General features: G+C 69.1%; 24 protein-coding genes. 18 read left to right on the top strand and 6 right to left on the bottom strand.

The features are described 5' to 3' along the window. Positions 1-67: 67 nt before the first annotated feature. The 5 genes from ACZ6O0_RS39570 to rplI all read left to right on the top strand — a co-directional run bounded on the left by ACZ6O0_RS39570 (position 68) and on the right by rplI (position 3,129). Positions 68-1,201, top strand: a complete 1,134-nt coding sequence (locus tag ACZ6O0_RS39570; RefSeq protein ID WP_465770215.1) for an MFS transporter — start codon at positions 68-70, stop codon at positions 1,199-1,201. Positions 1,202-1,398: 197 nt separating this feature from the next. Then, a complete protein-coding gene (gene rpsF, locus ACZ6O0_RS39565; RefSeq protein ID WP_145804544.1) occupies positions 1,399-1,689 on the top strand; it encodes a 30S ribosomal protein S6 in 291 nt (96 codons plus the stop codon). A gap of 92 nt (positions 1,690-1,781) precedes the next feature. Next, entirely contained in the window at positions 1,782-2,357 is a 576-nt protein-coding gene (locus ACZ6O0_RS39560; RefSeq protein ID WP_465770214.1) for a single-stranded DNA-binding protein, read from the top strand. A 77-nt stretch (positions 2,358-2,434) separates the two neighbouring features. Beyond that, positions 2,435-2,668, top strand: a complete 234-nt coding sequence (rpsR, locus tag ACZ6O0_RS39555) for a 30S ribosomal protein S18 (protein WP_012924539.1) — start codon at positions 2,435-2,437, stop codon at positions 2,666-2,668. Positions 2,669-2,682: 14 nt separating this feature from the next. Then, positions 2,683-3,129, top strand: coding sequence for a 50S ribosomal protein L9 (gene rplI, locus ACZ6O0_RS39550; protein ID WP_465770213.1), 447 nt, complete (start codon positions 2,683-2,685; stop codon positions 3,127-3,129). Between the two features lie 177 nt (positions 3,130-3,306). On the opposite strand, the gene ACZ6O0_RS39545 is transcribed toward rplI, so the two are convergent. Further along, positions 3,307-3,555 (bottom strand): hypothetical protein, encoded by a 249-nt coding sequence (locus tag ACZ6O0_RS39545; RefSeq protein ID WP_465770212.1) that lies wholly within the window; start codon positions 3,553-3,555, stop codon positions 3,307-3,309. 50 nt (positions 3,556-3,605) lie between these two features. Beyond that, positions 3,606-5,057: a hypothetical protein gene (locus tag ACZ6O0_RS39540; RefSeq protein WP_465770211.1), complete on the bottom strand. Its 1,452-nt coding sequence runs from the start codon at positions 5,055-5,057 to the stop codon at positions 3,606-3,608. Positions 5,058-5,304: 247 nt separating this feature from the next. Here ACZ6O0_RS39540 and ACZ6O0_RS39535 point away from each other — a divergent pair, with 247 nt between their 5' ends. The 9 genes from ACZ6O0_RS39535 (at position 5,305) to ACZ6O0_RS39495 (ending at position 14,984) form a co-directional block, all read left to right on the top strand. Next, positions 5,305-5,934, top strand: a complete 630-nt coding sequence (locus ACZ6O0_RS39535; protein ID WP_465770210.1) for a DUF6668 family protein — start codon at positions 5,305-5,307, stop codon at positions 5,932-5,934. A 61-nt stretch (positions 5,935-5,995) separates the two neighbouring features. Next, positions 5,996-6,226, top strand: coding sequence for a conjugal transfer protein TrbC (locus ACZ6O0_RS39530; protein ID WP_465770209.1), 231 nt, complete (start codon positions 5,996-5,998; stop codon positions 6,224-6,226). A 41-nt stretch (positions 6,227-6,267) separates the two neighbouring features. After that, on the top strand, positions 6,268-7,113 hold the full coding sequence (locus tag ACZ6O0_RS39525) for a DUF8175 domain-containg protein (RefSeq protein ID WP_465770208.1): 846 nt from the start codon (positions 6,268-6,270) through the stop codon (positions 7,111-7,113). Continuing rightward, positions 7,110-8,018 carry a type IV secretion system protein gene (locus ACZ6O0_RS39520; RefSeq protein ID WP_465770207.1) on the top strand — a complete coding sequence of 303 codons (909 nt, stop codon included), beginning with the start codon at positions 7,110-7,112 and terminating at the stop codon, positions 8,016-8,018. Before ACZ6O0_RS39525 ends, ACZ6O0_RS39520 begins: the two co-directional genes overlap by 4 nt. Position 8,019: 1 nt before the next feature. Beyond that, positions 8,020-9,630, top strand: coding sequence for a type IV secretion system protein (locus ACZ6O0_RS39515; RefSeq protein WP_465770206.1), 1,611 nt, complete (start codon positions 8,020-8,022; stop codon positions 9,628-9,630). After that, positions 9,617-11,125: an SCO6880 family protein gene (locus ACZ6O0_RS39510; RefSeq protein ID WP_465770205.1), complete on the top strand. Its 1,509-nt coding sequence runs from the start codon at positions 9,617-9,619 to the stop codon at positions 11,123-11,125. Before ACZ6O0_RS39515 ends, ACZ6O0_RS39510 begins: the two co-directional genes overlap by 14 nt. Positions 11,126-11,159: 34 nt before the next feature. After that, the gene (locus ACZ6O0_RS39505) at positions 11,160-12,773 is read left to right on the top strand and encodes an ATP/GTP-binding protein (RefSeq protein ID WP_465770204.1); all 1,614 of its coding nucleotides are present in this window, start codon (positions 11,160-11,162) and stop codon (positions 12,771-12,773) included. After that, a complete protein-coding gene (locus ACZ6O0_RS39500) occupies positions 12,773-14,620 on the top strand; it encodes a type IV secretory system conjugative DNA transfer family protein (RefSeq protein ID WP_465770203.1) in 1,848 nt (615 codons plus the stop codon). Before ACZ6O0_RS39505 ends, ACZ6O0_RS39500 begins: the two co-directional genes overlap by 1 nt. Further along, positions 14,610-14,984, top strand: coding sequence for a DUF4913 domain-containing protein (locus ACZ6O0_RS39495; protein WP_465770202.1), 375 nt, complete (start codon positions 14,610-14,612; stop codon positions 14,982-14,984). Before ACZ6O0_RS39500 ends, ACZ6O0_RS39495 begins: the two co-directional genes overlap by 11 nt. Here ACZ6O0_RS39495 and ACZ6O0_RS39490 read toward each other — a convergent pair whose 3' ends face one another. Both ACZ6O0_RS39490 and ACZ6O0_RS39485 read right to left on the bottom strand, forming a co-directional pair. Then, positions 14,985-15,710, bottom strand: a complete 726-nt coding sequence (locus ACZ6O0_RS39490; RefSeq protein ID WP_465770201.1) for a hypothetical protein — start codon at positions 15,708-15,710, stop codon at positions 14,985-14,987. Between the two features lie 42 nt (positions 15,711-15,752). Next, positions 15,753-17,075, bottom strand: coding sequence for an MATE family efflux transporter (locus ACZ6O0_RS39485; protein WP_465770200.1), 1,323 nt, complete (start codon positions 17,073-17,075; stop codon positions 15,753-15,755). Between the two features lie 455 nt (positions 17,076-17,530). Here ACZ6O0_RS39485 and ACZ6O0_RS39480 point away from each other — a divergent pair, with 455 nt between their 5' ends. Together ACZ6O0_RS39480 and ACZ6O0_RS39475 are read left to right on the top strand one after the other, a co-directional pair. Further along, complete coding sequence (locus ACZ6O0_RS39480) at positions 17,531-20,665, top strand: replicative DNA helicase (RefSeq protein WP_465770199.1); 3,135 nt, start codon at positions 17,531-17,533, stop codon at positions 20,663-20,665. A gap of 44 nt (positions 20,666-20,709) precedes the next feature. Continuing rightward, complete coding sequence (locus ACZ6O0_RS39475; protein ID WP_465770198.1) at positions 20,710-22,134, top strand: hypothetical protein; 1,425 nt, start codon at positions 20,710-20,712, stop codon at positions 22,132-22,134. On the opposite strand, the gene ACZ6O0_RS39470 is transcribed toward ACZ6O0_RS39475, so the two are convergent. Continuing rightward, positions 22,131-22,760 (bottom strand): MerR family transcriptional regulator, encoded by a 630-nt coding sequence (locus tag ACZ6O0_RS39470; protein WP_465770197.1) that lies wholly within the window; start codon positions 22,758-22,760, stop codon positions 22,131-22,133. The genes ACZ6O0_RS39475 and ACZ6O0_RS39470 overlap by 4 nt on opposite strands. A gap of 86 nt (positions 22,761-22,846) precedes the next feature. On the opposite strand from ACZ6O0_RS39470, the gene ACZ6O0_RS39465 reads away from it, so the two are divergent. Both ACZ6O0_RS39465 and ACZ6O0_RS39460 read left to right on the top strand, forming a co-directional pair. Then, entirely contained in the window at positions 22,847-23,344 is a 498-nt protein-coding gene (locus ACZ6O0_RS39465; protein ID WP_465770196.1) for a DoxX family protein, read from the top strand. Further along, positions 23,341-23,742: a hypothetical protein gene (locus tag ACZ6O0_RS39460; RefSeq protein WP_465770195.1), complete on the top strand. Its 402-nt coding sequence runs from the start codon at positions 23,341-23,343 to the stop codon at positions 23,740-23,742. The genes ACZ6O0_RS39465 and ACZ6O0_RS39460 overlap by 4 nt, the downstream gene beginning before the upstream one ends. On the opposite strand, the gene ACZ6O0_RS39455 is transcribed toward ACZ6O0_RS39460, so the two are convergent. Further along, a complete protein-coding gene (locus ACZ6O0_RS39455) occupies positions 23,732-24,715 on the bottom strand; it encodes a TetR/AcrR family transcriptional regulator (protein ID WP_465770194.1) in 984 nt (327 codons plus the stop codon). The two genes, ACZ6O0_RS39460 and ACZ6O0_RS39455, sit on opposite strands and share 11 nt — an antisense overlap. Between the last annotated feature and the right edge of the window lie 66 nt (positions 24,716-24,781).

Below are 24,781 nucleotides of genomic sequence, written 5' to 3'. Positions count from 1 at the left end.
GTCCGCAAGGCCGGACGCCTTACTTCGTGCATTCAGTCCGGGGCGCGGCCTTTCTAGCGTGATGAGCATGCTGATTCCCGTCGTTCTCGCCGCCGCCTCCATGAACGCCGCGATGGTCGCTGCCAGTGCCGTGAGCACCATCCTGATCGCCGACGACCTCAGCCCCGCGCTGGCCGGGCTGCCCAACACGGCAGGCGTTCTTGGTACGGCGGTCGGAGCCATCGCCGTTGGTCGCTGGACCGCACGCCTTGGACGCGCTCACGCACTCCGCACCGGGTACGGCGTCGGTGTGGCCGGCGGAGCGTTGACAGTGCTTGCCGCGGTAGGTGCGCCGGTGGCACTGCTCTTCCTAGGGATGTTCCTGCTCGGCGCCGGCAACGCTGCGAGCCTCCTGTCCCGGTACGCCGCCGCGGACGTCGTACCGCCCGCTCGACGTGCGTGGGCCATGAGCACAGTCATCTGGGCAAGCACGGCAGGTGCCGCCGGCGGTCCATTCCTTCTGTCGCCCTCGCAGTCGTTCGCGCTCGGACTAGGTCTGCCCGCGCTCACAGGGCCCTTCCTGCTTGCCCTGGCAGCTGTCTTCGGTGCACTGGTGGCGTCCACCTACATCCGAGGTGCCGAGTCCTCCTCCGATGCGTCCCTGCCCGACGTCTGGTCGGACTCGGATGCGTCTCGCCTGCCTCTCCTTCTGGCCGCTGGAGTCATGGTGGTCGGGCAGTTGGTCATGGTGGCGGTGATGACTGCCGTCCCGGTGCATGCCCACCGGCACGGCGACGGACTCGGATGGCTTGGTGTGATGCTGTCCGCTCATACGCTCGGCATGTTCGCCCTCTCGCCGCTGACCGGCCGGTGGATCGACCACTCCGGCCCCAGACCGGTCATGCTGGGCGGCCTTACGCTTCTACTCGCCTCCGCCGTCCTCGTTACCCAGTCCGGTCCGGCCTTCACACCTGCGCTCTTCCTCCTGGGCTACGGATGGAACCTTTGCTATCTGAGTGGCAGTGCCGCACTCGTCGGCGCAGAGCTGGAGAGCAAGGTCGAGTCGTCGATCTGGACGGTGTCCGCACTGGCCACGGGAGCCTCGCCGTGGCTGTTCACGCTCGGGGGATTCCCGGTGCTGGCGGTGATCTCGGCGATTCTCGCCGTACCGTTGCTCGTGCTGGTGGCGCGGCGTCCCTCGCCGGTGGTCGTCTGCCGATGACGGAGAGTCACCGGAACAGGCCTGTGGATATGGTCAGGTCAGCATCCGGACGCTGGTATTCTCTTGGGTGTGGCCCGGTCCATCGACCGGGCTCGTTGCTTGGCGCCGACGGCAAGTGTCGGCGTGGAGCGCCCCGCATCGCCCTCCTGCCACGGAGAGACCGTGGCCGCCAAGTCCGAAGGAGGTGGAGTTCGCGCATGCGTCGTTATGAAGTCATGGTGATCCTCGACCCTGAGCTCGATGAGCGCACCGTGGAGCCGTCCATCGACCAGTACCTGAACATCGTCCGCAAGGAAGGTGGCTCGGTCGAGAAGCTCGACATCTGGGGTCGTCGCAAGCTTGCCTATGACGTGAAGAAGAAGGCCGAAGGCATCTATGCCGTCATCGACCTGACCGCGGAGCCCGCGGTGGTGAAGGAGCTCGACCGTCAGCTCACGCTGAACGAGTCGATCCTCCGCACCAAGGTCATCCGGCCGGACCAGCACTGACCCTGGGCTCGTCAGCAGCCATCGGTACTGTCGGCGCCAGCCGCTACTGATAGCTGTAGACACAGTCACACCCGATAGCAGGAGGAACGGCAATGGCAGGCGAAACCGTCGTCACACTGGTCGGCAACCTTGTCGACGATCCTGAGCTCCGGTTCACTCCGTCCGGTGCCGCCGTCGCGAACTTCCGGATCGCGTCGACGCCGCGGACCTACGACCGGCAGTCAGGTGAATGGAAGGACGGCGAGTCGCTGTTCCTCAGTTGTTCCGTCTGGCGGCAGGCCGCGGAGAACGTGGCCGAGTCGCTGCAGCGCGGCATGCGCGTGATCGTGCAGGGCCGGCTGAAGTCCCGTTCGTACGACGACCGTGAGGGCAACAAGCGCACGGTCTTCGAGATCGACGTGGACGAGGTCGGTCCGAGCCTGCGCAGTGCCACCGCCAAGGTGACCCGGGCGATGCGCTCGGGCCCCGGCGGCGAAGGTGGCGGCGGCGGTGGCTTCGGTGGTGGCGGTGGCAACCAGGGCGGTGGCTACGGTGGCGGCCAGGGTGGCGCCCCGCAGAACGACCCTTGGGCGACCCCGCAGGGACAGGGCGGCGGCGGCCAGGCCGCCCCGCAGAACGACCCCTGGGCCAGCCAGGGCGGCGGCTCGATGGAGGAGCCCCCGTTCTGATCCGGTCCGGGTCGTGACCAGGTAAGACAGACCATTCCGGCACGTGTGCCGGGCTCTGGAAGGAAGAGAGCACCACAATGGCCAAGATCATTCGGAAGCCGAAGAAGAAGGTCTGCGGCTTCTGCAAGGACAAGGCAACGTACGTCGACTACAAGGACACCGCGCTGCTGCGCAAGTTCATCTCGGACCGCGGCAAGATCCGCGCCCGCCGGGTGACCGGGAACTGCGTGCAGCACCAGCGCGATGTGGCCACCGCTATCAAGAACGCTCGTGAGGTGGCCCTGCTGCCGTACACGAGCACGGCTCGCTGAGGGAGGCGCGGACCATGAAGCTCATCCTGGCGCAGGAGGTCGAGGGCCTCGGGGCTCCCGGCGACATCGTCGAGGTGAAGGACGGCTACGGCCGCAACTACCTGGTTCCCCGCGGCCTGGCCATCGGCTGGACCCGCGGCGCCGAGAAGCAGATCCAGTCGATCAAGCGGGCGCGTGACGCCCGGGCGATCCAGGGCAAGGAGCACGCGAGCGAGGTCAAGAACCAGCTCGAGCAGCTCACTGTCACGCTGGGCGTCAAGGCCGGCGACACCGGCCGCCTGTTCGGTTCGGTCACCCCGGCCGACATCGCGGGCGCGATCAAGTCCGCCGGCGGCCCGCTGGTCGAGAAGCGCGCGATCGCGATCGCGTCGCCGATCAAGACCACCGGCAAGCACCAGGTCTCCGTCCAGCTGCACCCCGAGGTGGCCGCCACGGTCCGCCTCGAGGTCGCGGCCGGCTGACCTACACAGCACCACACCACAGGCCCGCGTCTCCCTGAGGGGGACGCGGGCCTTGGCTTGTCCGCACGGGTTCAGTGGAATCCGAGCCCGTCGGGTGGACGACCCAGCTGTCAGATCACCCGGCTGTCATATCCACCAGCCGGCAGATCCACCCGGCCGGCAGACCTACGCGCCCCGTCAGTTCGACGGTTTGGCGACCTCGGGCCACTTGAGTGGCTTGGGGTCGTTGGAGGACCCGTTGTTCTGCGGCGGGTTGATCGCCGCCCACTTCACCGGACCCGGATCCGATTGGTTGCCCCCGGCATCCGGTTTGGCGACCTCCGGCCACTTCGCCGGCCCCGGATCGTCCGCCGCCACCGCCTGAGCCGACGGCACCAGTACGGCGACCACCGCCAGCAGCCCAGCCACGACCCGCGGCCCGGCCACGACCCGCGCTCCAGTGACAGTCCGCGGCGGCCTCCGGCCGGGGCGCCTGGTCATGGCTTGTCCAGGGCGTAGAGGACTGAGTCATAGACGACGATGGCGTGGCTGCCGGCGATGCCCCACGGGCGCGCGGTGTTGGGCTGTAGCGGCCGGACGGCGCCCGGGGTGATGGCGTACTGGTTGCTGCCGATGGTCCCGTAGACGGTCGTGCCGGTGATCGACAGCGGCTGGAAGTCCGTGCGCAGCGAGGTCTTCCCTTGCGCGGTGAAGTTGATCATGCACTCGCCCCAGGCGGCGATGTTGCCGCCGTTCGCCGGGACCCACTGCCAGCTCTCGGCGTCACTCGCCTTCGAGGTCGGGCAGATCGCGACGGGCGCGCCGGTGACGGTCGAGTGCACGACCGGCATCACCATGTCCTTGACCCCGGTCTGCCACAGCGCCAGGACCTGGCCCGGGCTCGCGGCAACGATGTGGTCGATGCCCTTCGACTTGGGTGGCGGCGTGAGCGCCACCTCCTTGCGGTCCTTGCCCGGCTGGCTCCAGTACAGCGGGCCGGTGTACCGCGCCATCAGCGCTTTGTCGCCCTCGGCAAGCAACATGGTGGAGTTCCGCGGCTGGTCCGGCACCGCCTTGAGCTCACCGTTCGACACCACGCTCCCGCCCGCGCCGGAGGGCAGCAGGACCAGCGGCGACGTACCGAAGAACTGGACTGTCGACGAGTCGGGCAGCTCGATCTCGGTGGCCTTGGCGCCGTCGCCGGCCCAGTAGTACAGCGTGTCGCCGGACGCCACCGCGACCACCAGCTTGGAGTCGATCAGCGTGTAGACCGGGCTCTCCGCGTCCTTCGGCACCTTGTCCTGCCACAGCACCTTGCCGTTGTTGTCGAACACCGCGATCTTCTGGTCCGGCGTCAGTACGGCGATCTCCGAGCCGTCCGGGGACACCGCGGGGACCGAGTCGTCGGCGAGGTCGACCGTCCAGCCGGCCTTGTCCGACCAGCCCGGTGGCACCGGCCGGGCCGCGAGCTGGTCCGGGCCGACGCTCGGCTCGGGCAGCGACGGCAGCTTCGGCGACTCGGTCGTGGTCGGCGTACCGTCGCCGAGTTTGCTGAGCACCGTCACGTACAGGATCGTCCCGAAGATCAGGACGCCGGCCACCACGAACGCCAGGATGATCGGCCAGATCGGCTTCTGCCCGTTGCCGCCCCCGCCACCGCCGCCCCCACCGCCGCTGCTGCGGGTGCGGCCGCGGCTGTCGGTCTCGACCGCCTCGACCCGGCCGTCCGGGTGGATGATCAGCGGCCAGGACGCCCCGTCGGACTCGACCGCGGTCGCCTTCATCGGGCGGCCCAGCTGCCCGGCCCGCTCGCTGACGAGCGCGATCGCGGCCTGCCGCGGATCGTGGTGGTTGACCGGATGACTCCGGCCGGCGATCTTCACCTCGGCGTTGTGGTCGTCGTACAGCCGGATCGTGACCTTGGGCCAGGACGGGATCTTCTCAGCCACGACGACCTCTCATTCCCGCCACAGATCTCCCTCGCTCCTTCGGCTCCGACGCCCTCGTTCTAGCATGTCCCCGCACGAGGCATGCCAGGGATTCCGGGCAGGCAGAAACCACGCGAGCCCGGCGGCTCGACTGACCCCGACAAGGGGGTAGAAACATCCTCGCCTGTGGATGGGTCACGGAAGTACACCCGGAAAGCGAGAGAATACTGTGGGCGACAGCCTGTGACACACCGCGAGAGGAGGGGCCATGACGCAGAACCCGTGGACTCGGCAGCAACAGTCGCCGACCTCGGGTCCACAGCAGCCGTCAGCCGGCCCCTCGCCGCAGCCGGACCTGACCCCTCGGGGTCCGTCCGCGCCGCAGCACGGTGTGGCGCCGCCCGCGGCGGACGAGCGCCTGCCGAAGTTCGCGATCCCGGTCGCGGACACGCTGTGGTGGGTCGGCGTGCACGGCGGTGCCGGCGAGACCACGATGTCGCTGCTGCTCCCGGGTACGCGGGCGGCCAACCATCGCTGGCCGATCCCGCCGCCACCGGTGCCGACCCCGGTCATCCTGGTGGCCCGGACCCACGGGTCCGGCCTGCGGGCCGCGCAGCGCGCGGCGATCGAGTGGGCGTCGGGGGTGGTGCAGGGCGTGGCGGTGCTCGGCCTGGTGCTGATCGCGGACGCCCCGGGCCGGTTGCCCCGCGTGCTCGACGACTTCGCGGACATCGTCGGCGGCGGCGTTCCGAGAGTCTGGGACATCCCCTGGATCGAGGAGTGGCGCAGAGGGGAGGCTCCCACGCCTGACAACACCCCGGACGAAGTCTTCGAGGTTCTTGAATCCATCTACGCTCTTCGCGCGTCAAACCCAGCGGACTACCCCGCCCCGTACTGAAAGGCAACTCACCACAATGATGTTGGTACAGCTGATTTCCGAGCTTCCCACTGTGCTGCCGATGGACGGTGGCCAGGAGCCGCCGGGCGCCGACAAGCTCAACCTGGTGCTCGACTGGGTGAAGTGGATCGCCTACACCGTCTGCATCCTCGGCGTGCTGATCGCCGGCGCGATGATGGCGGTCGGCCAGCGTCGCGGCGAAGGTGGCGAGCACGCCGCCCGGCTCGGCTGGGTGCTGGCGGCCTGCATCGTCATCGGTGCGGCCACGGCCCTCGTGGACGCGCTGAAGTGATCCCGGCGCACGCAGACCTGCGCGTCGGAGACTGATCGCAGGTGGGACTGTTCAGCAGCAATCCGGATTCCGGGGACGACGACGCCGACGGCGGTGAGACCAGCTTCTGGCAGGAGCGTGGCTTCGTCGCGTCGGCGATCGTCGTCGGCGCGGTCGTCGTCTGTCTGCTGGTCTGGTTCTTCGCCCGCGGTGACTCGGGGACGCCGGCCGCCCAGCCGAGCGAGACCCCGGCGACCGTCGTACCCACTGAACAGCCTACGGAGGAGCCGTCGGTGCCGCCCGTCACGCCCACGGATGAACCGAGCACCACACCAGGTACGCCGCCGCCGATCAACGGCTCGGGTGGCTGCAAGAACAAGCACCCGGACATGCGGATCCCGCGGGCCGCGCCGCCCGCTGTGACCTGGCAGTTCGAGGCCGACATGCTGATCCCGCTCCAGGCGGCCGGCGGTCCGGCGGCGACGGACAGCCACGGTGTGCGCTCCTGTTTCGCCCACTCGCCGACCGGAGCCGTGCTCGCGACGCTCGTCATGCTCGGCCAGATTCGCAACCCGGACCTGACCGACGCGGTGCTGGCCACCCGGGTCATGGACGGGCCGGGCCGGAGCCGAGCGGTCGCCGAGGCCCGGAACAGTGCGACCCCGAAAGCCACGGGCCAGGTGCAGTTCGCCGGTTTCAAGGTGATCGACTACACCACCCGCCGCGCGATCATCCAGGTCGCGGCCGAGCTGAACAACGACAACGTCGCGTCGCTGCCGATCACGATGGTCTGGGTGGGCGGTGATTGGAAGGCCGAGTTGCAGCCCGACGGCACCTTCAACGGCGAGGTCGCGCCCGACGTCCTGCAGGGGCTCGAGGGCTACGTCAGGTTCAGTGGTGCCGGATGATCACCCTCGGCTGTTCCTGGGCTCCCTGGAACTGGGACGACTGCGTCGAGGAGTTCCTCGGCAAGGCGATCAGCGCGGCGCTCAACCCGTTCTTCAAGCTGATCTTCAAGGCCATCGCGGCCGTGGTGGTGGCGGCCGTCGAGGCGGTGCTGAAGGCGGTCGGGTTCCTCTGGATCTACATCAAGACGCCGGACATCTCGAACAACGGTGCCGTCAGCTACATCCAGGTCCACACGAACTACATCCTGGCCGCGGCGGCGACGATCGCCGTCATCGTGGCCGCGATCCAGATGGCGGTCTCGCACCGCGGTGAGCCGCTGCGCGAGATCCTCAAGTCGCTGCTCACGATGGTCGTGGTCTCCGCCGCGGGCGCCGGCTTCGCGGGCCTGCTGATCCAGGCCTCGGACGAGTTCTCCTCCTGGATCATCGGTCAGGCGCTCGGCGCCGACGACCACGCCTTCGCGACCGAGCTGACCAAACGGATGGTCGATCCGCTCAAGGATCCCACCGAGCAACTGCAGTTCGCGCTGATCATCTTCGTCGGCATCCTGATGGTGATCACCGCCATCATCCAGCTCGCCCTGATGATCGTCCGGTACGGGATGCTCGTGCTGCTGGTCGGCGTCCTGCCACTGACCGCCGCGGCGACCAACACCGAGATGGGGATGATGTGGTTCAAGCGGGCGATCAGCTGGCTCGGCGGATTCATCCTCTACAAACCCGTGGCGGCGCTGATCTATGCGACCGCCATCAAGCTGATGTCGACGCCGAAGGCCCCGGACGGGTACACCCCGCCGGAAGGAACTCCGGAGACTCTCAAGCTCATCATGGGCGTCACCATGATGATCGTCGCGGTGGTCGCACTGCCCGCCATCCTTCGCTTCGTGTCACCGAGGACGTCATGACATGATCCCGCTCGCGTGGTACGACATCCTCTTCGACGCCATTACCAAGGTTCTGGCGCCTGCGATTGAGAAGTTGATCCAGTTGATCTTTCAGCCGATTCTCGATGCCATCGCCGCCGCCATCACGCTCATCATGGGCACAATCGGCACCTTCTGGATCTACGTGAAGACGCCGTCGGTCGGTGACTCCAGCGGCCGGCCGGCCAACGACACGGTCGGCTGGATGTGGGAGCACACGCAGTACATCGCGATCTTCGTCGCCGTCGTCGGGCTGTTGATCGGCGCGATGCAGATGGCCTGGAGCCATCGCGGTGAGGCGGCCCGCGACATCCTCCGGTCGCTGATCACGCTGGCCGTCGCCTCGGCGCTGTCGGTCGGCGTTGCCCAGGCGCTGATCGAGTTCGGCGACAAGTTCTCCGACTGCCTGGTCACCACCGCGCTGAGCGATTCCGGCGAGGGCTGGCGTTGCGGCATCGGCAACTACGGCGGCGGCAAGAGTTTCGGTGACACGATGGCGGCACTGCTCGGTTTCTCTGCGGCCGCCGGCCCGATCGGTATCGGCCTGATGATCACCATCGGCATCCTGACCATCGTCGCCGGCGTGATCCAGATCGTGCTGATGGTGGTCCGCTCGGCGATGCTGATCCTGCTGATCGGCGTGCTGCCGATCGCGGCGGCCGCGACGAACACCGAGATGGGCCGGACCTGGTTCAAGCGGATCATCTCCTGGCTGCTCGCCTTCATCCTCTACAAACCGGTGGCCGCGATCGTCTATGCGACCGCGATCAGACTCACGTCGAACAACGGGCAGGGCCTGAGCTTCGACGACAAGGACGTCGGCGGCCAGATCATGAATATGGTCACCGGCGTGACCATGCTGGTGCTCGCGCTCTTCGCGCTGCCCGCGCTGATGCGGTTCATCGTCCCGATGGTCGCCGCGACCGCGAGCGGCGCGGGGGCGGGCATGCTCGCCGCCAAGATCGCCGGGCCCGGGATGGACAAGCTGGCCGACGCTGCCAACAAGGCCGGCGATCAAAGCAGCGGCAGTGGTGGCGGCGGCGACGGTCCGACCGGTGCCCAGAACGTCGGTCGTGCCTCCCAGCAAGCCCCCAGCGGTGGCGGCGGTGGAGGTGGAGGTGGAGGTGGCGGTGGAGGCGGTGGCCAGGCGGCCGCCGGTGGCGGTGAAGGGGCCGCGGCAGCCGGTGGCCAAGGCGGTGCCGCGGCAGCAGGTGGTGGCGGTGGCGCCGCAGCCGGTGGCGGGGCAGCGGCCGCTGGTGGTGGAGCCGCGGCGGCCGCCGGACCGGCCGCGGCCGCTGTGGTGGCCGTCAAGATGGGCGTCGACGCGACCAAGGCCGTCGGCCAGATGGCTGCGAGCGAGACCCTCGGCAACGACGCGATGGACGAGGGTTCCAGCGGCGGTGGTGGCGGAGGCGGCGGTGGCGGGGCCGGTGGCTCTGGCGGAGGCGGCGGCCACAGCGGCCCGTCCGGCAGCGGCGGCCGTGCCCGCGACATGAACCGCGAGAACGACCGGGCCCGCGCCCAGCAACCGCAGCACTCCCGAGACCAATCTCCACCACCTCGACCTCCGGACGGACCACGTGGCAGCGGCTGACAACGTACGAAGCGCCCCGCGCACCTACGGCAACTGGCGACAGCCCGCGTCGGCGGGTATCGGCGGACTGGGCACCCTGGGCACCGGCATCATGATGGGCGGCCTGGTCGTCACCGTCATCGCGACGATGGCGGGCGGCCTGCTCGCCGCGATCATCACGCTGCTGATCGTCGGCGTCATGCTGCTGATGCTGATGACGAAGGACAAGCACGGACAGTCCGCCCTGCAACGGCTTTCGACCCGCATTGGATGGCAAAGAGCAAAGATGGCCAAGCACAACGTCTACCGCTCCGGTCCGCTCGGTCGGACCCCGTGGGGCAAGTTCCAGCTCCCCGGCCTGGCCGCCGCGTCCCAGCTCAGCGAGTTCCAGGACTCGTACGGCCGGCCCTTCGCGCTGCTGTTCTACCCGAGCACCCGGCACTTCACCGTCGTCATCAACGCGGAGCCCGACGGCGCCTCGCTGGTCGACGAGGAGCAGGTCGACGTGTGGGTCGCGCACTGGGGTCAGTGGCTGGCGTCGCTCGGCCACGAGCCGGGGATCGTTGCCGCGTCGGTGACAGTGGAGAGCGCCCCCGACACCGGCATCCGGCTGCGCCGTGAGGTCGGCAACAACATGATGGACGGTACGCCGGCCATCGCCCGGGCGATGCTCACCGAGGTCGTGCAGACCTACCCGGAGGGCTCGGCGCTGGTCTCGGCCCGGGTCGCCCTCACCTTCAAGGGCACCGACCGCAACGGAAAGCGTCGCAAGGAAGAGGACATGGGCCGCGAGCTCGCGTCCCGGTTGCCCGCGCTCACCCAGAGCCTGAACGCCACCGGCGCCGGTGCGGCCCGTCCGGTCACCGCGCAGGAGTTGTGCGAGACCGTCCGGATCGCCTACGACCCGGCTTCCGCCGTACTGATCGACGAGGCGCGCAGTCAGGGGATGGCGCCGGAGCTGCAGTGGACCGACGTCGGTCCGGCCGCCGCCCAGGGGTTCTGGGACAAGTACCGGCACGACTCGGCGTGGTCGGTGACCTGGCAGATGACCCAGGCGCCGCGCGGCGAGGTGTTCTCGTCGGTGCTGTCCCAGTTGGTCGCGCCGCACGTCGACATCGACCGCAAGCGGGTCACCCTGCTCTACCGTCCGCTGGACGCGGCCACCGCAGCCCGGATGGTGGAGGCCGACAAGCGCAACGCGTCGTTCCGGGCGACCACGTCGAGCCGGCCGACCGCGCGGACGATGGCCGAGGCACGCGCCGCGGACCGGACCGCGCAGGAGGAGGCGCGCGGCGCCGGCCTGGTCAACTTCGGCATGGTCGTCACCGGAACGGTGATGACGGCCGAGCAGATCCCGGACATGATTGCTGCTATCGACAACCTGGGCGCCACGGCGCGCATCCTGCTCCGGCCGGCGTACGGCTCGCAGGACTCCGCGTTCGTGGCCGCCTTGCCGCTGGGCGTCGTACTGCAGAGCCACCTGTCGGTGCCGGCGGGCCTGCGGGAAGCCCTATGACCAAGAGCAGCACAGTGACATCTGGGGAGTCACAGTGAGCAAGAAGACGAGCAAGCCGGTCGATCAGTCCCGTCGTGGCAAGCGGCCGATGCCGCGCGGCTGGCCGGGGATGGCCGGCGGGTACTCGACGTACGTGCAGGCCCCGGCCGAATGGCGGGGTACGACGGTGCAGGTCTGCGGACTGTGGCCGTTCGCGGCCGGCACCGGCAGCCCGATGGTCGGCGTACCGATCGGCCGCAACATCCTCTCCGGCGCGACCATGTGCTGCGACCCGATCAGCTGGTTCATGCGCGCCAAACTGATCTCGAACCCGTCGATGTTCGTGCTCGGCAAGCCCGGTCTGGGCAAGTCGACGATCACCCGGCGGATGGCCCTCGGCCTGGCCGGGTACGGCGTGATGCCACTCGTGCTCGGCGACCTGAAGCCCGACTACAAGGACCTGATCGAGGCCCTCGGCGGCCAGGTCATCCAGCTCGGCCGCGGCCGCGGTCACCTGAACGTGCTCGACCCGGGCGAGTCCCGCCAGGCCGCGCTCCGGCTCACCGGCAAGGCCCGCGAGGCGATCCAGGCCGACGCGCACGGCCGCCGGCAGACGATGGTGTCGGCGCTGATCTCGATCATGCGCTCGGCCCCGCCGACCGACCGCGAGGAGACCATCCTCGACGAGGCCCTCAAGGTCCTCGACGAGCGCTTCGTCGGTACGCCGTTGCTGCGCGATCTGCTCCAGGTCGTCCAGGAGGCACCGGACCGGGTCCGCAACGTGGCCCTGGACCGGGGCAGCCTGGACCGGTACCGGCAGATCACCGAAGGACTCGAGGCGTCGCTGATCGGTCTGGTCGGCGGCGGCCGGCTCGGTGAGATCTTCTCCGAGCAGACCGACAACCCGATGCAGCTGGACCGTCCGGTCGTGTTCGACGTGTCCAACATCGACGACTCCGAGACGAACCTGCAGGCCGCCGTACTGCTGGCCTGCTGGTCGTACGGGTTCGGCGCGGTCGCGGTCTCGCAGGCGCTGGCGGACGCCGGCCTGGAGCCGCGGCGGCACTACTTCGTCATCCTCGACGAGCTCTGGCGGGTGCTGCGGGCCGGGCGTGGTCTGGTCGACCGCGTCGACGCCCTGACCCGGCTGAACCGGCAGCGTGGTGTCGGGATGGCGATGATCTCGCACACCATGTCCGACCTGCTGGCGCTGGAGCACTCCGAGGACCGGATGAAGGCGAAGGGCTTCGTCGAGCGGTCCGGCATGGTCATCTGCGGTGGTCTGCCGCGGGCCGAGATGGAGAACCTCAGCGAGGTCGTGCCGATGTCCGAGGAGGAGCAGAACATGCTCATCGGCTGGCAGGACCCGCCCGCGTGGGACCCGGCCACCGGTGAGGAGGCCGCGCCCCCGGGCCGCGGCAACTTCCTGGTCAAGGTCGGTGGCCGCCCGGGCATCCCGGTACACGTCGGCCTGACCTCGGTCGAGCGCGAGATCAACGACACCAACAAGCTGTGGAAGACGGCCCCCGACGGCAAGCCGATGAAGGTGGAGGTCGCGCCCGACGGCACCGAGGAGATCGTCGGGGAGTACAGCCTGGACGACCCGGCACTGCTGCCGCCGCCCGACCCGACCACCCGGGTGGTCGCCAGAACGGGAGTTGAGGAGTAATGGCCCAGGGCAAGAAGAGCACCGGACCGGGTGGACTGTCGGTCGAGTCGATCCTGATCTTCGTCGGCGTCGGCGTCCTGCTGGTCGTCTCCGGCGGGGTGTGGGGCGCGCTCAAGGTCGCGGAGGCGGTCAACGGGGCCACCGCGCGCCCGGTGCCGGGCCCGTTCAACGCGCTGGTCGAGCTGATCAAGGGCAAACAGCACTGGTCCGGCGCGGCCACCGGCGTACTGCTGCTCGAGCTGATCGTGCTGCTCGGCATCGCGGGCGGTATCTGGTACTACGTCCGCAACCGCCGGGAGTCCGGCGGCCGGGTCGACAAGCAGGCGTTCCTGATGTCGAAGCGGTCCGAGATCTACAAGCTCACCCGCGAGGGCGCCCAGGACATCGCGAACCGGCTCGGCGCCGGGCACGCCGGCCCCGGCATCATGATCGGCCGGACCGTCCGGGACAACCTCGAGGTGTTCGGGTCCTGGGAAGACATGCACGTCGACATCTGGGGTCCCCGGACCGGTAAGACCACGTCCCGCGCCGTCCCGGCGATCCTGGACGCGCCGGGCGCGGTGGTCGCCACGTCGAACAAGCGCGACATCGTCGACGCCACCCGCGGCCCGCGGTCCGAGAAGGGACCGGTCTGGGTGTTCGACCCGCAGGAGGTCTGCGAGGAGCCGCACAACTGGTGGTGGAACCCGCTCAGCTACATCACCGACGAGACCAAGGCCCGCGAGATGGCCGAGCACTTCGTCTCCTCGCAGCGCAAGGAGAACGCCCAGACGGACGCGTTCTTCGATGCCGCAGGCACCGATCTGCTGGCCGGCCTGCTGCTGGCCGCCGCGGTCGCGAAGCGCCCGCTGACCCAGGTCTACACCTGGCTGGCCGACCAGCGGAACGACGAGCCGGAGCGCATCCTGCGCAACACCCCGGGCCTGCAGCTGTCCGCGGACGCGCTGTCCGGTGTCATCAACGCGCCGGACAAGCAGCGCGCCGGTGTGTACGGCACCGCCCAGCAGAGCGCCCAGTTCCTGGTCAACCGCAAGGTCACCCGCTGGGTCACCCCGCAGGGACCGAACGACACCCGCCCCCAGTTCAACCCGCACGAGTTCGTCCGCCAGGGCGGCACGCTGTACAGCCTGTCCAAGGAAGGCGCCGGTACGGCGGGACCGCTGGTCACCGCACTCACGGTGGCCGTCGTCGAGGCCGCCGAGCAGTATGCCCGGGGCTGCCCGATGGGCCGGATGCCGAACCCGCTGGTCGGCGTCCTGGACGAGGCGGCGAACGTCTGCCGCTGGAAGAACCTGCCCGACCTGTACAGCCACTTCGGTTCCCGCGGCATCGTGCTGATGACGATCCTGCAGTCGTGGGCGCAGGGCCAGGAGTGCTGGGGCGACCACGGCATGGAGAAGCTCTGGTCCGCCGCGAACATCCGGGTGTACGGCGGTGGCGCCTCGGACTCGAACTTCCTCGAGCGGCTGAGCAAGCTGATCGGCGACTACGACATCATTTCCAGCTCGGTGTCGTACAACAAGGGCGAGCGCGGCACCAGCCGGCAGACCCAGCGGCACAACATCCTCGAGGTGTCCGACCTGGCCGCGATGCCGCCCGGCCGCGCGGTGGTGTTCCCGTCCGGGATCCCGGCGACGATGGTGAAGACGGTGCCGTGGTTCACCCGGCCGGACGCTGCCGCGGTGAAGGCGTCGCTGACGAAGTACGACCCGGGTGCCTCCGGTGCGACCGCTCCGGTCAGCAACAACCCGTGGGTGTCGGCCGGCAGCCAGCAGGCGCCTGTTCTGCCGCGCGGCCCGGAGAAGCCGGTCTGGGAGCAGAACGAGGAGCAGCGTCGTGGATGGTGAACAGGAGCTCTTCTATCCACACGTCGCGGCGTTCGTCGAGGACCGGCTGATCTACCTCTACACCCGCCGGATCGGGCAGCAGTTCATCTGGTGCCCGGAGTGGTACCGGCACGCCGAGGCGCTCAGCCGGCTGGACTCGATCTGGCGCGCCTGGGAACACCTGCGGCTCGACCCGGCGACCGGGATGTCGGTCTGGTGGCGTGACCACGCGGACCCGCACATGATGGCGCTGCTCGACCCGGACGGCCCGTTCGCGGCCTGCCGGGGCGCGCACACCGACTACCCGATCCCGCCGCTCCCGGTGGAGGAACCGCCCGCAGGCCTGTTCTTCGACCAGCGGCAGCCGAACCTCCGCGGGATGTGACTAGTCGCCCAGGCCGAGGTCGGGCTCCGTGCTGCGGTCGCGCACCTTGCGGACCTTCTTGAGGTTCTTGTGCACGAACTTGCGGGCCTGCGGCGTCTCCGCGGGCCGGCTGCGGACGGCCTCGGCCGCCGGCGGCTGCTCCTGGCGCGCGAAACCACGGCGCTCCAGGGCCTCGGCGTCGTACTGGTCGGCGCGTTCGTAGTCGGCTTCCGCCGACCGGTCCTCGCGGACGGCGGCGCGCTGGAAGCGGCGGCCGCTGGCGGCTTTCCCGGCTGCGCCCGGTTCGTCTGGACGGGCGGCGGCCTCGTCGAGCTGGTGGTGGCCGTGGGCCCAGTCGCTCATGGCCTGCCGGGTCTTCGCGTCGCCGTCGCGGCGCAGCTCACGGCTCGCCTCGGACAGCCGGATCGCCTCGCTGGTCTCCGCGGCGGCGATGACCTCGCGTCGACGGCGGAGCTCTTCCAGCTGGCGCTCGTCCAGCGCGTCGAGGTCGATCTCCTCCGCGCGGGCCTGCTCGAGGTCCTCCTCGTCGCGAACCTCGTCGAGCTCTTCCTGGCGACGGGCGGCTTCCTCCTCCGGAGTCAGCCCGGCGACGGCGGCCGGCCGCTCGCTGTCCCGCTCCCACGCACGGACGCCGCGCCGCTCACTGGCGGGCTCGGTGTCGTCGTCACCCTGCACGTGCTGGTCGGGCTCGAGCGCGATGGTCTGCTCGTCGTCGGTGTCGGCCATGCCGCTCCTTTCCTCGGGGCTCCACGATGCCGCACCCCGGGGTCAGCGGATAGCCCCGGTCACCAGCCAGGAGTCCCGCCGTTCGCGGGTGGTGAGAGTGAGCAGGCGCAGCAGCATGAACCCGCCGAACGCCCACCACAGTGCGACGATGCCGCCGTCCAGCCACAGCACACTCAGGGCGAGCGGTACGTAGAGAACGAGCGCGATGACGCCGGCCACCGCGAGGTACGGTCCGTCGCCGGCTCCGATGAGTACGCCGTCCAGGACGAACACGACCCCGTTCACCGGTTGCCAGAGTGCGGCGACGATCAGTACGGCGGCGAGAGTACGTCGTACCTCCGGATCGCTGGTGAACCACGGGATGTACACGTCGCGCAGGCCCCAGAGGGCGAGCCCGCCGATCACTCCGGAGAACAGGCCCCACCACATCATCCGGCGGGTGATCGCACGGGTGCCGGCCACGTCGCCCGCGCCCAGCGAGCGGCCGGTCAGCGCCTGGGCCGCGATGGCGATCGCGTCCAGGGCGAGGGCCAGGAAGGACCACAGGGTGAACGCGACCTGGTGCGCCGCGACCGACGCCGTACCCAGGGCCGTCGCGACGAAGGTGAGCAGGATGATTGCCACGCGCAACGTCAGCGTGCGGACGATCAGCGGGACACCCATCTGCGCGGACGCCAGGATCCCGGGCCGGTCCGGGCGCAGCTTGGCGCCGTCGCGCCGGGCGCCGCGGACGACGACCACGACGAGCGCGACCCCGGCGGCTGTCTGGGCGAGCGCCGTACCGAGGGCCGAGCCGGCGATGTCCAGTTCGAGGCCGTAGACGAGCAGGACGTTCAGGGCGATGTTCGCGAGGTTCGCGGTGATGGCGACGATCATCGGCGTCTTGGTGTCCTGCAGGCCACGCAGTACGCCGGTCGCCGCGAGCAGGAGCAGCATCGACGGGATCCCGATGCACGAGATCCGCAGATAGATCACCGCGTGATCAGCCACGTCCGCGGACGGGTTGAACGCCGCGATGGCCTGTGGAGCGAGCACGAGACCGACGAGCGCCAGTACGACGCCCAGCAGCAAAGCCAGCCACAGTCCGTCGATCCCTTGTGCGAGCGCGCCGCGGTGATCGCCGGCGCCGATCCGCCGGGCTACCGCCGAGGTCGTCCCGTACGCGAGAAAGACGCACACGCCGACCAGGGTCTGCAGGATCGTTCCCGCGATGCCGAGGGCCGCGAGTTGCGGCGTACCGAGATGTCCGACGATCGCCGAGTCCGCCAGGAGCATGAGCGGCTCCGACACCAGCGCGAAGAACGCCGGGACGGCGAGCCGGAGGATCTCCTTGTCCTGCTCCCCGAAGAGCTGCCGCCGCCTCACCGGGTCGGGGTCTTCGGCGGGACACGAGTCATAGGCATCATTGTGCCTGACCTCGGCTGTGCACAGCCGCCGGATCCCGGACTCCGGAAAAAGGACGCCAACTTTTTCTTCTCCACAGTTGTGAATGGGTGAAACCGCAGGTCAGGGGGATGTTGTGGGTTGTTGTCCCCAGATATCCACAGGGTTGTGCCCAACCTGTGCACACCTGTTCCCCGGGTTTCCCACAGTTCGTCCACACCCCCTGTGGATGACCGGCTACCACCCGGTGACGAGACCGGCGTACGGTCGCGTACCTGACGCCGTCCGCCCGCAGTCCCGGGGGTCGAGTCCGCCTGCGGATGGCGCCGGCGATGCCTGGTCCCGGCCGGGCGGAAAGTGTCGGCGGGTGTGGCTAAGGTTCGATCAGGTGTTCGAACCCGGCCTTCAGTGGTTGGGCGGCGAGGAGGTCGGGCGAAGTGAGCGTGGCGGAGTTCCGCGGGGGACAGGGCGGCGGCCAGGAAGAGCGCAACCCGGAGATGGGCTTCGACCGCACCCCGCCGCAGGATCTGGCGGCCGAGCAGTGCGTGCTCGGCGCGATGATGCTGAGCAAGGACGCGATCGCCGACGTCATCGAGACGCTGCGCGGCACGGACTTCTACCGTCCGGCCCACGAGGTCGTCTTCGACGCGATCACCGATCTGTACGCGCGGGGTGAGCCGGCCGACGCGATCACGGTCGCCGCCGAGCTGAACAAGCGCGGCGAGATGGCCCGCATCGGCGGCGCGCCGTACGTGCACACCCTGGTCGCCTCGGTCCCGCTGGCGGCGAACGCCGGGTACTACGCGCACATCGTCCGGGAGAAGGCGATCCTGCGCCGGCTGGTCGAGGCCGGCACCAAGATCGTCCAGCTCGGGTATGCGGGCGAGGGTGAGGTCGACGACGTCGTCGACGAGGCGCAGGCGGAGATCTACTCGGTCACCGAGAAGCGCACCACCGAGGACTACGCGCCGCTGAAGGACATCATGGAGGGCGCTCTCGACGAGATCGAGGCGATCGACTCCCGCGGTGACGCGATGGTCGGCGTACCGACCGGGTTCACCGACCTGGACGAGCTGACCAACGGCCTGCACCCCGGGCAGATGATCATCGTCGCCGCCCGTCCCGCGATGGGGAAGGCGCTGGCCCTCGACACCCCGCTGCCCACGCCGACCGGCTGGACCACGATGGGCGAGATCGCCGTCGGCGACCAGCTCCTCGACGTCAACGGTCAGCCGACCACGGTGGTGGCGGCGACCGAGGTGATGGTGGACCGGCCGTGTTTCCGGCTCTCGTTCTCCGACGCCGGCACGATCGTCGCCGACGCCGACCACCAGTGGGTGGTCGAGGACGGCGGCCGCCCGGTGGTCTGCACGACCGCCGACCTGCACACGGCGATGTCCGCGAGTCCCGGGCTGACACCGCCGATCCCCGGGTCGGCGCCGCGACAGATCACCGGGCACGGTTTCCCGGCCGCGCTCGCCGGTGAGGGTGAGCGCCGGATCGAGTGGATCGACCCGGTCGAGAGTGTGCCGGTGCGGTGCGTCGAGGTGGACAACCCCGACCATCTGTACCTGGCCGGCAAGACGATGATCCCGACCCACAACTCCACCCTGGGCCTGGACTTCGCCCGCTCCGCCTCGATCCGGCACGGCCTGACCTCGTGCATCTTCTCGCTGGAGATGAGCCGCAACGAGATCACCATGCGGCTGCTCTCGGCCGAGGCGAAGGTCCCGCTGCACCACATGCGCAACGGCAAGATGACCGACGAGGACTGGGCCCGGCTGGCCCGCAAGATGGGCGAGGTCTCCGAGGCCCCGCTCTTCATCGACGACTCGCCGAACCTCACCATGATGGAGATCCGCGCCAAGGCCCGCCGCCTCAAACAGCGCCACGACCTCCGCCTCATCGTCATCGACTACCTCCAGCTGATGACGTCGGGCAAGAAAGTCGAGTCCCGCCAGCTCGAAGTCTCCGAGTTCTCCCGCTCCATCAAACTCCTCGCCAAAGAACTCGAGCTCCCCGTCGTCGCCATCTGCCAGCTCAACCGAGGCTCCGAACAACGCTCCGACAAACGCCCCATGGCCTCCGACCTCCGCGAATCCGGCTGCCTGACCGCCGACACGCGGCTGCTGCGCGCGGACACCGGCGCGGAGATCTCGCTCGGCGAACTGCTGGCGACAGATGCTCGGGACGTGCCGGTCTGGTCGTTGGACGACCGGCTGAAGCTCGTGCCGCGCACGCTGACGCACGCCTTTCCCAGTGGGGTGAAGGAGGTCTTCAAGCTGAAGCTCGCGTCCGGCCGCGAGATCAAGGCCACCGCGAACCACCCCTTCCTGACGTACGACGGCTGGAAGCCGCTGGGCGACCTGACTCCAGGCGCACGGCTCGGATCACTCCGGCACGTTCCTCCGCCCCTCGAGCTCAAGCCGTGGGACGAGGACGAGGTCACGCTGCTGGCCCACCTGCTCGGTGACGGCTCCTTCGTCAAGCGCCAGCCGATCCGCTACGCCAGCATCGACGAGGCCAATCTGACCGCGGTCGCCGGGGCCGCCCACCGCCGCTTCGGTATCACCGCGGTTCGCGATGACCACGCCGCGGCGCGCGTGACCAGCCTTCGCCTGCCCGCGCCGTACCGGCTGGCCCGCGGCAAGCGGAACCCGATCGCTGCGTGGCTCGACGGTCTGGGGCTGTTCGGCCTCCGAAGCCACGAGAAGTTCATCCCCTCGGGCATCTTCGCGCTCCCGATGGAGCAGGTCGCCCAGTTCGTCCGCCACCTGTGGGCGACCGACGGCTCCGTGCGCTGGGACGCGAAGGCCGGGCAGGGCCGCATCTACTACGCGAGCACCAGTCGCCGCCTGGTCGACGATCTGGCCCGTCTCCTCCTTCGTTACAACATCTTCAGCCGGATCAAGACCGTCAAGAAGGCCGGCTACCGCGACTCGTACCACCTGTGCATCTACGGCGCGGAGAACCAGCTGCGCTTCTGCGACGAGATCGGCGTGCACGGTCTCCGCGGCCTGAAGGTGCTGGAGGTCGCGACAGCCCTACGGGACATCAAGAGCAACACGAACCTCGACACGGTGCCGAAGGAGGTCTGGTCCAGGGTCCGCGAAGTGCTTGCCGAGCGCAACGTTACCCATCGCGAGTTCGCCGCGGCCATGGGCACTCAATTCTCCGGCTCGACGATGTGGAAGCACGCCCCCAGCCGGCAACGCCTCGCCAAGGTCGCCGACATCCTCGACAACGCCGACCTCGAGGTCCTCGCCACCAACGACATCTTCTGGGACACGATCACCTCGATCGAAAGCCTCGGCGACCAAGAGGTGTACGACGCCACCGTCCTGGGCACCCACAACTTCGTAGCCGAAGGCATCGCCACCCACAACAGCCTGGAACAGGACGCGGACGTCGTCATCCTCTTGCATCGCGAGGATGCCTACGAGCGCGAGTCCACCCGGCCCGGCGAGGCTGACTTCATCGTTGCCAAGCACCGCAACGGCCCCACCGCCGACGTGGTCGTGGCGTTCCAGGGGCACTACTCCCGCTTCGTGGACATGGCTCACGACGGCTGAGCTGCGGGCGGGTAATGCGGTCGCTGGGGTGAGTGGGATCGAGGATGATCGATCGCGTGCTCATTCCCTGTGAGGCAGATGACGCGTTGGGGCGGCTGCGGGCTGCGTGCGTGGGGAAGGATGCTGCCGCGCGCGAGTCGATGGCGGCCTGGTTGGACGAGGTGTCGGCGCAGGATCTGGTGCGGCTCGATGAGCGCGCCCGGTTGGTGTCCTGGTCCGGGAATCCGTTGGGAAACTCGGATGATTGGGCAACGGTGGGGGATCCGTTGGCCGACCGCGTTGCGTCGATGCACCCGGATGGGTTCCTGCGGGAGCGTGCGGTGCGGGCGCTGGCGGAGGCCGAGGACGCGATGGCTGCTCGTCTCCTGGCGTTGCGATCGGTAGATCACGTCGAGCAGGTACGACGACTTGCCTTGTCCGCCCTGCCGGCCAGGACCCGGACCGCTGGGGTGCTCGAGGTGCTGCTGCGCTTGCAAGGCCGTACGCACGGTCCGCTCGCGCTGACGTCGTACGTCGAGCAGCTCGAAGCGTCGGCCGGACCCGACTATCCGCGCGTACTCCTCGCGGCTGAAGCCACCCTGGTGAGGCGGTTCGGCTATGAAGCCGCAATGGCGCGCGGGCTGCTCGACTCCGGCGAGATGGAGGCGCGCCTGGCCGCCGAGACCGACCAGTGGTCACGGCGACGACTGGCCGAACACTGGATCTCCCTGGATCCAGTCGCCGCAAAAGCACACCTGCTGCACGCCAGGTATGTCGAAGGACGCCTGATCGCCCTTCAGTACGTGCCTGACAACCTCTACGACCGGTCCGATCTGGAGCGGCGGATGCTCGACCGGTCCCGGCGCGTCCGCGAGGCTGCCCGCTGGCGCTACCGGCGAGCGGGTCAGGAGCCGGTCACCTTCTATCGATCCCGCTGGGAAGCGCGCGATGCCGACGTCGACCTGGTGCTCGCCGGCCTGCGGGAGACCGGGCAGATCCTGTCCGAGGCCGACGCGTACGCCGCCTTGTCGAGCGACGACCCGCGGACCCGACTCGCAGCACTGCGACTGTGGCCGACCGAGACCCCACCGAAGCAGCTGCTGCTAGAACTCCTCGCCGACCCCAGCCGAGCCGTCGTCAAGCAGGCCGCGAAGCTCCTGGCCTCCATCCCGTCGATCCGGTACGACGACGTCGCAGCCGCGGCGAACTCCGACGTGCCGAATCAACGACGCGCGGCCTGGCTCCTCCGGCGAGAACTGGGGGACTGGGATCGAGTGCGCGGAGACCTGGAGGCCATGCAGCAAGCCGATCACGAGTTGGCCCGATCAGCCGAGCACGATCTGCTGACCTGGTTGGATCGCCACGCGGCGACGACGTACAAGCAACCCCTTCCCTCCGAACGGGACGCGATCCGATCCCTTCTGGATGTCGTCGACTTGAGACGCGACGCCGTCGCTCGCGTTGCGTTCCACTGCGCACTGGATGCCTAGGTGGACCAGCGGTGGGCGGAGATCGACTCCTGGGCGAGGAGGCGGAGGGAGGAGATGAGGGTTTCGCCGAGGATGGTGCCGATGACTACGGATTCGGCTAGTTGGTCTCGGGTGGGGTTGGCGGTGACGGCGTCGATTTCGAGTTCGGTGAAGCGTTCGACGGCTTCGGCGTAGGCGTCGAGGAAGGTGACGAGGTTGTCCTGGCCGAGGGTGCGGAGGGCGGCGACGGTCTCGATCAGGGTGGCCAGGGCGGGGGCTTCGGGTTCGACGGACCAGCCGCGGCGGGTGATGAGGTCGGTCACCTGAGTGGTGGCGGCGGCGCGGGCGTCGTCGGAGGCGGCCGGTTTGCGGGTGGGGGTGAGCGCGCGGTGGGCGCGGCCGATCTGTTCGTGCAGGGGTACGTCGTCGGAGTCGAGTGACTCGAGGATGTCCTTGACCTGCGCCACCGGGACCTGGGCCAGCTCGACCAGGGCGCGGATCAGGCGGAGCCGGCGGACGTGGGGTTCGCCGTACGACGCCTGGTTCGGGCTGCTCAGTTCGCCCGCGGGGAGCAGGCCCTCGCGCAGGTAGTACTTGATCGTCGGCACCGGGACCCCGGTGACCTTGCTCAGTTCCCCGATTCGCATTCTCGCTTGCCTTCCTCTCGCTCCTGATGGATAGTATCAGTATCCATAAGCGGATACCTCAACTATCCATAGAAGGAGTTCGATCGATGATCCCCCTCGTACTGGTGCTGGCGACGCTGGTGTTCCGGGCGCTCGGTGCGCTCGGGGTCCGCCGGTTCGCGAGCTGGCCGGTGAGCGCGGCGCACGGGATGGCCGTGATGCTGCCGCTCACCGCGAGCGCGCACTTCGTCCCGGCCGGCGTGACCGTGATGCCGAACCATGCCGACATGGTGCGCATGGTCCCGCCATTCCTCCCGTTCGCGGGTGCGCTCGTCTACCTCACCGGCGTCCTCGAGTTGCTCGGTGCGGCCGGTCTCGTGCTCACCGCGACGCGCAAGTACGCCGGTTACGCCCTGGCCGCGTTGTTCGTCGCGCTGATCCCGGCCAACATCTACGCCGCCGTCGCCGACGTACCGTTCGCGGGCGGCGATGCGACGCCGCTCTGGCAGCGCATCCCCGAACAGATCCTCTACATCGCCGTCGCCCTGTGGGTGACGCAGTCGTCCACCAAACCCGTGACCACCAAGGAGTACGTGCACTCATGACCGACGCGTCCCGGATCATCGCCGGAGTCATCCTGCTGACCATCGTCACGATCCAGTTCGGCGGCTATTTCATGACCAGGATCGTCCGTGGTCAGGTGCCGATGACGGGATTCCAGAAGTCGTTCGCCCGCGCCGGCCACGCGCACGCCGGCGTCCTGGTCATCCTCAGCCTGGTCGGACTGCTGTACGTCGACCAGACGAGCCTCACCGGCTTCTGGCTCTGGGTCGCCCGGCTGGCGATCCCGATCGCGGCGATCCTGATGTCCGGCGGCTTCTTCGCCTCGTCCGCGGGCAAGGACCGGACTCAGCCGAACCAGTTCCTCTGGGTCCTCTGGCTCGGTGCCGCGTCCCTGGCGCTCGGCGTACTGACGCTCGGCATCGGCCTGATCATCGCCTGACCTCCCGCGGATGTCGTACGGCGATCGCGCGCGCGGCTCCGAAGCCCTCCGCGCGCGCGACGATCTGCCCGTCCGCGACCGACGCCGCGAACTCCAGGTCGTCGCCGATCACGTCGCAGCCGAGCGCGGACGCGAGAACGCCGGCCTCGTCGTGCACGAGCTGGACCCGCGGGAGTGATTGCCGCAGGCAACCAAGAAGGGCGCTGGTGGTGTAGCGCGCCAGCGGACCGAGCTCGTCGGGATCACTCGAGACCAAGCCGATGGTGACGGGCCCGTCGGTCGTGCGTACGACGTCCTCCGCGGCGCCGAGGCGGTTGAGCCCGACGACCACGATCACCCCGTCGAGATCCGCCGTACGGCGATGCACCTCGTCGATCACGGATGGCGGAGACCAAGGCTCGTGCGCCGGGCGGACCGGCGGGGTCGTGGGCGGCGGGGTCCAGGGATCGTCAACATCCAGGTCGGCGAGGTGTGCGCAGGCCCGCGCAACGGCGTGCGGCTGGACGAAGCCCGGTGCCAGTTGGTTCGCGCCGGCGAGCAGTGTCAGGGCGAGCCGTGAGATCCGGATCATCCGCCCGAGATCCCGCTCGTCGAGCGAGAGTCCGAGCAGTACGGCGTTCAGCCCGAGAAGCCCGCCGTACGGCGTGCCGAGGTCGGCCAGCTCCGGCAGCACCTCCGGCCCCGGATGCTGTTGGTCGAGCCACGCGAACGCGAACGCGGCGAGTCCCTCGGCCGGAGTAGTCACCTGGCGGGGCGTGGCTCGTTGAGAGATATCAGAGGGGAGAGTCGAGAAGTAGAGGGCGCGTTTGCCGGGGAAGTTGGAGTAGACGGCGCCCCGGGTGAGATCGGCGCGGGCGGCGATGCGGTCGATGGTGGTGTCGCGGTAGCCGTGCTCGGCGAATTCCGCCCGGGCGGCGGCCAGCACCTTCGCCCGGGTGCGGAGCTGCAACTCAGCCCTGCTCAGCCGGCTCACAGCCCCCACGATAGCACTCAGATGTTGCTATCATCTGGATGACCACAACATCTGAGAGGTGGTGGG

It is taken from the genome of Kribbella sp. NPDC048837 (assembly GCF_055586945.1).
Note: the sequence above shows the minus strand (reverse complement) of the source record. Positions and strands in the feature narration are given on the sequence as shown.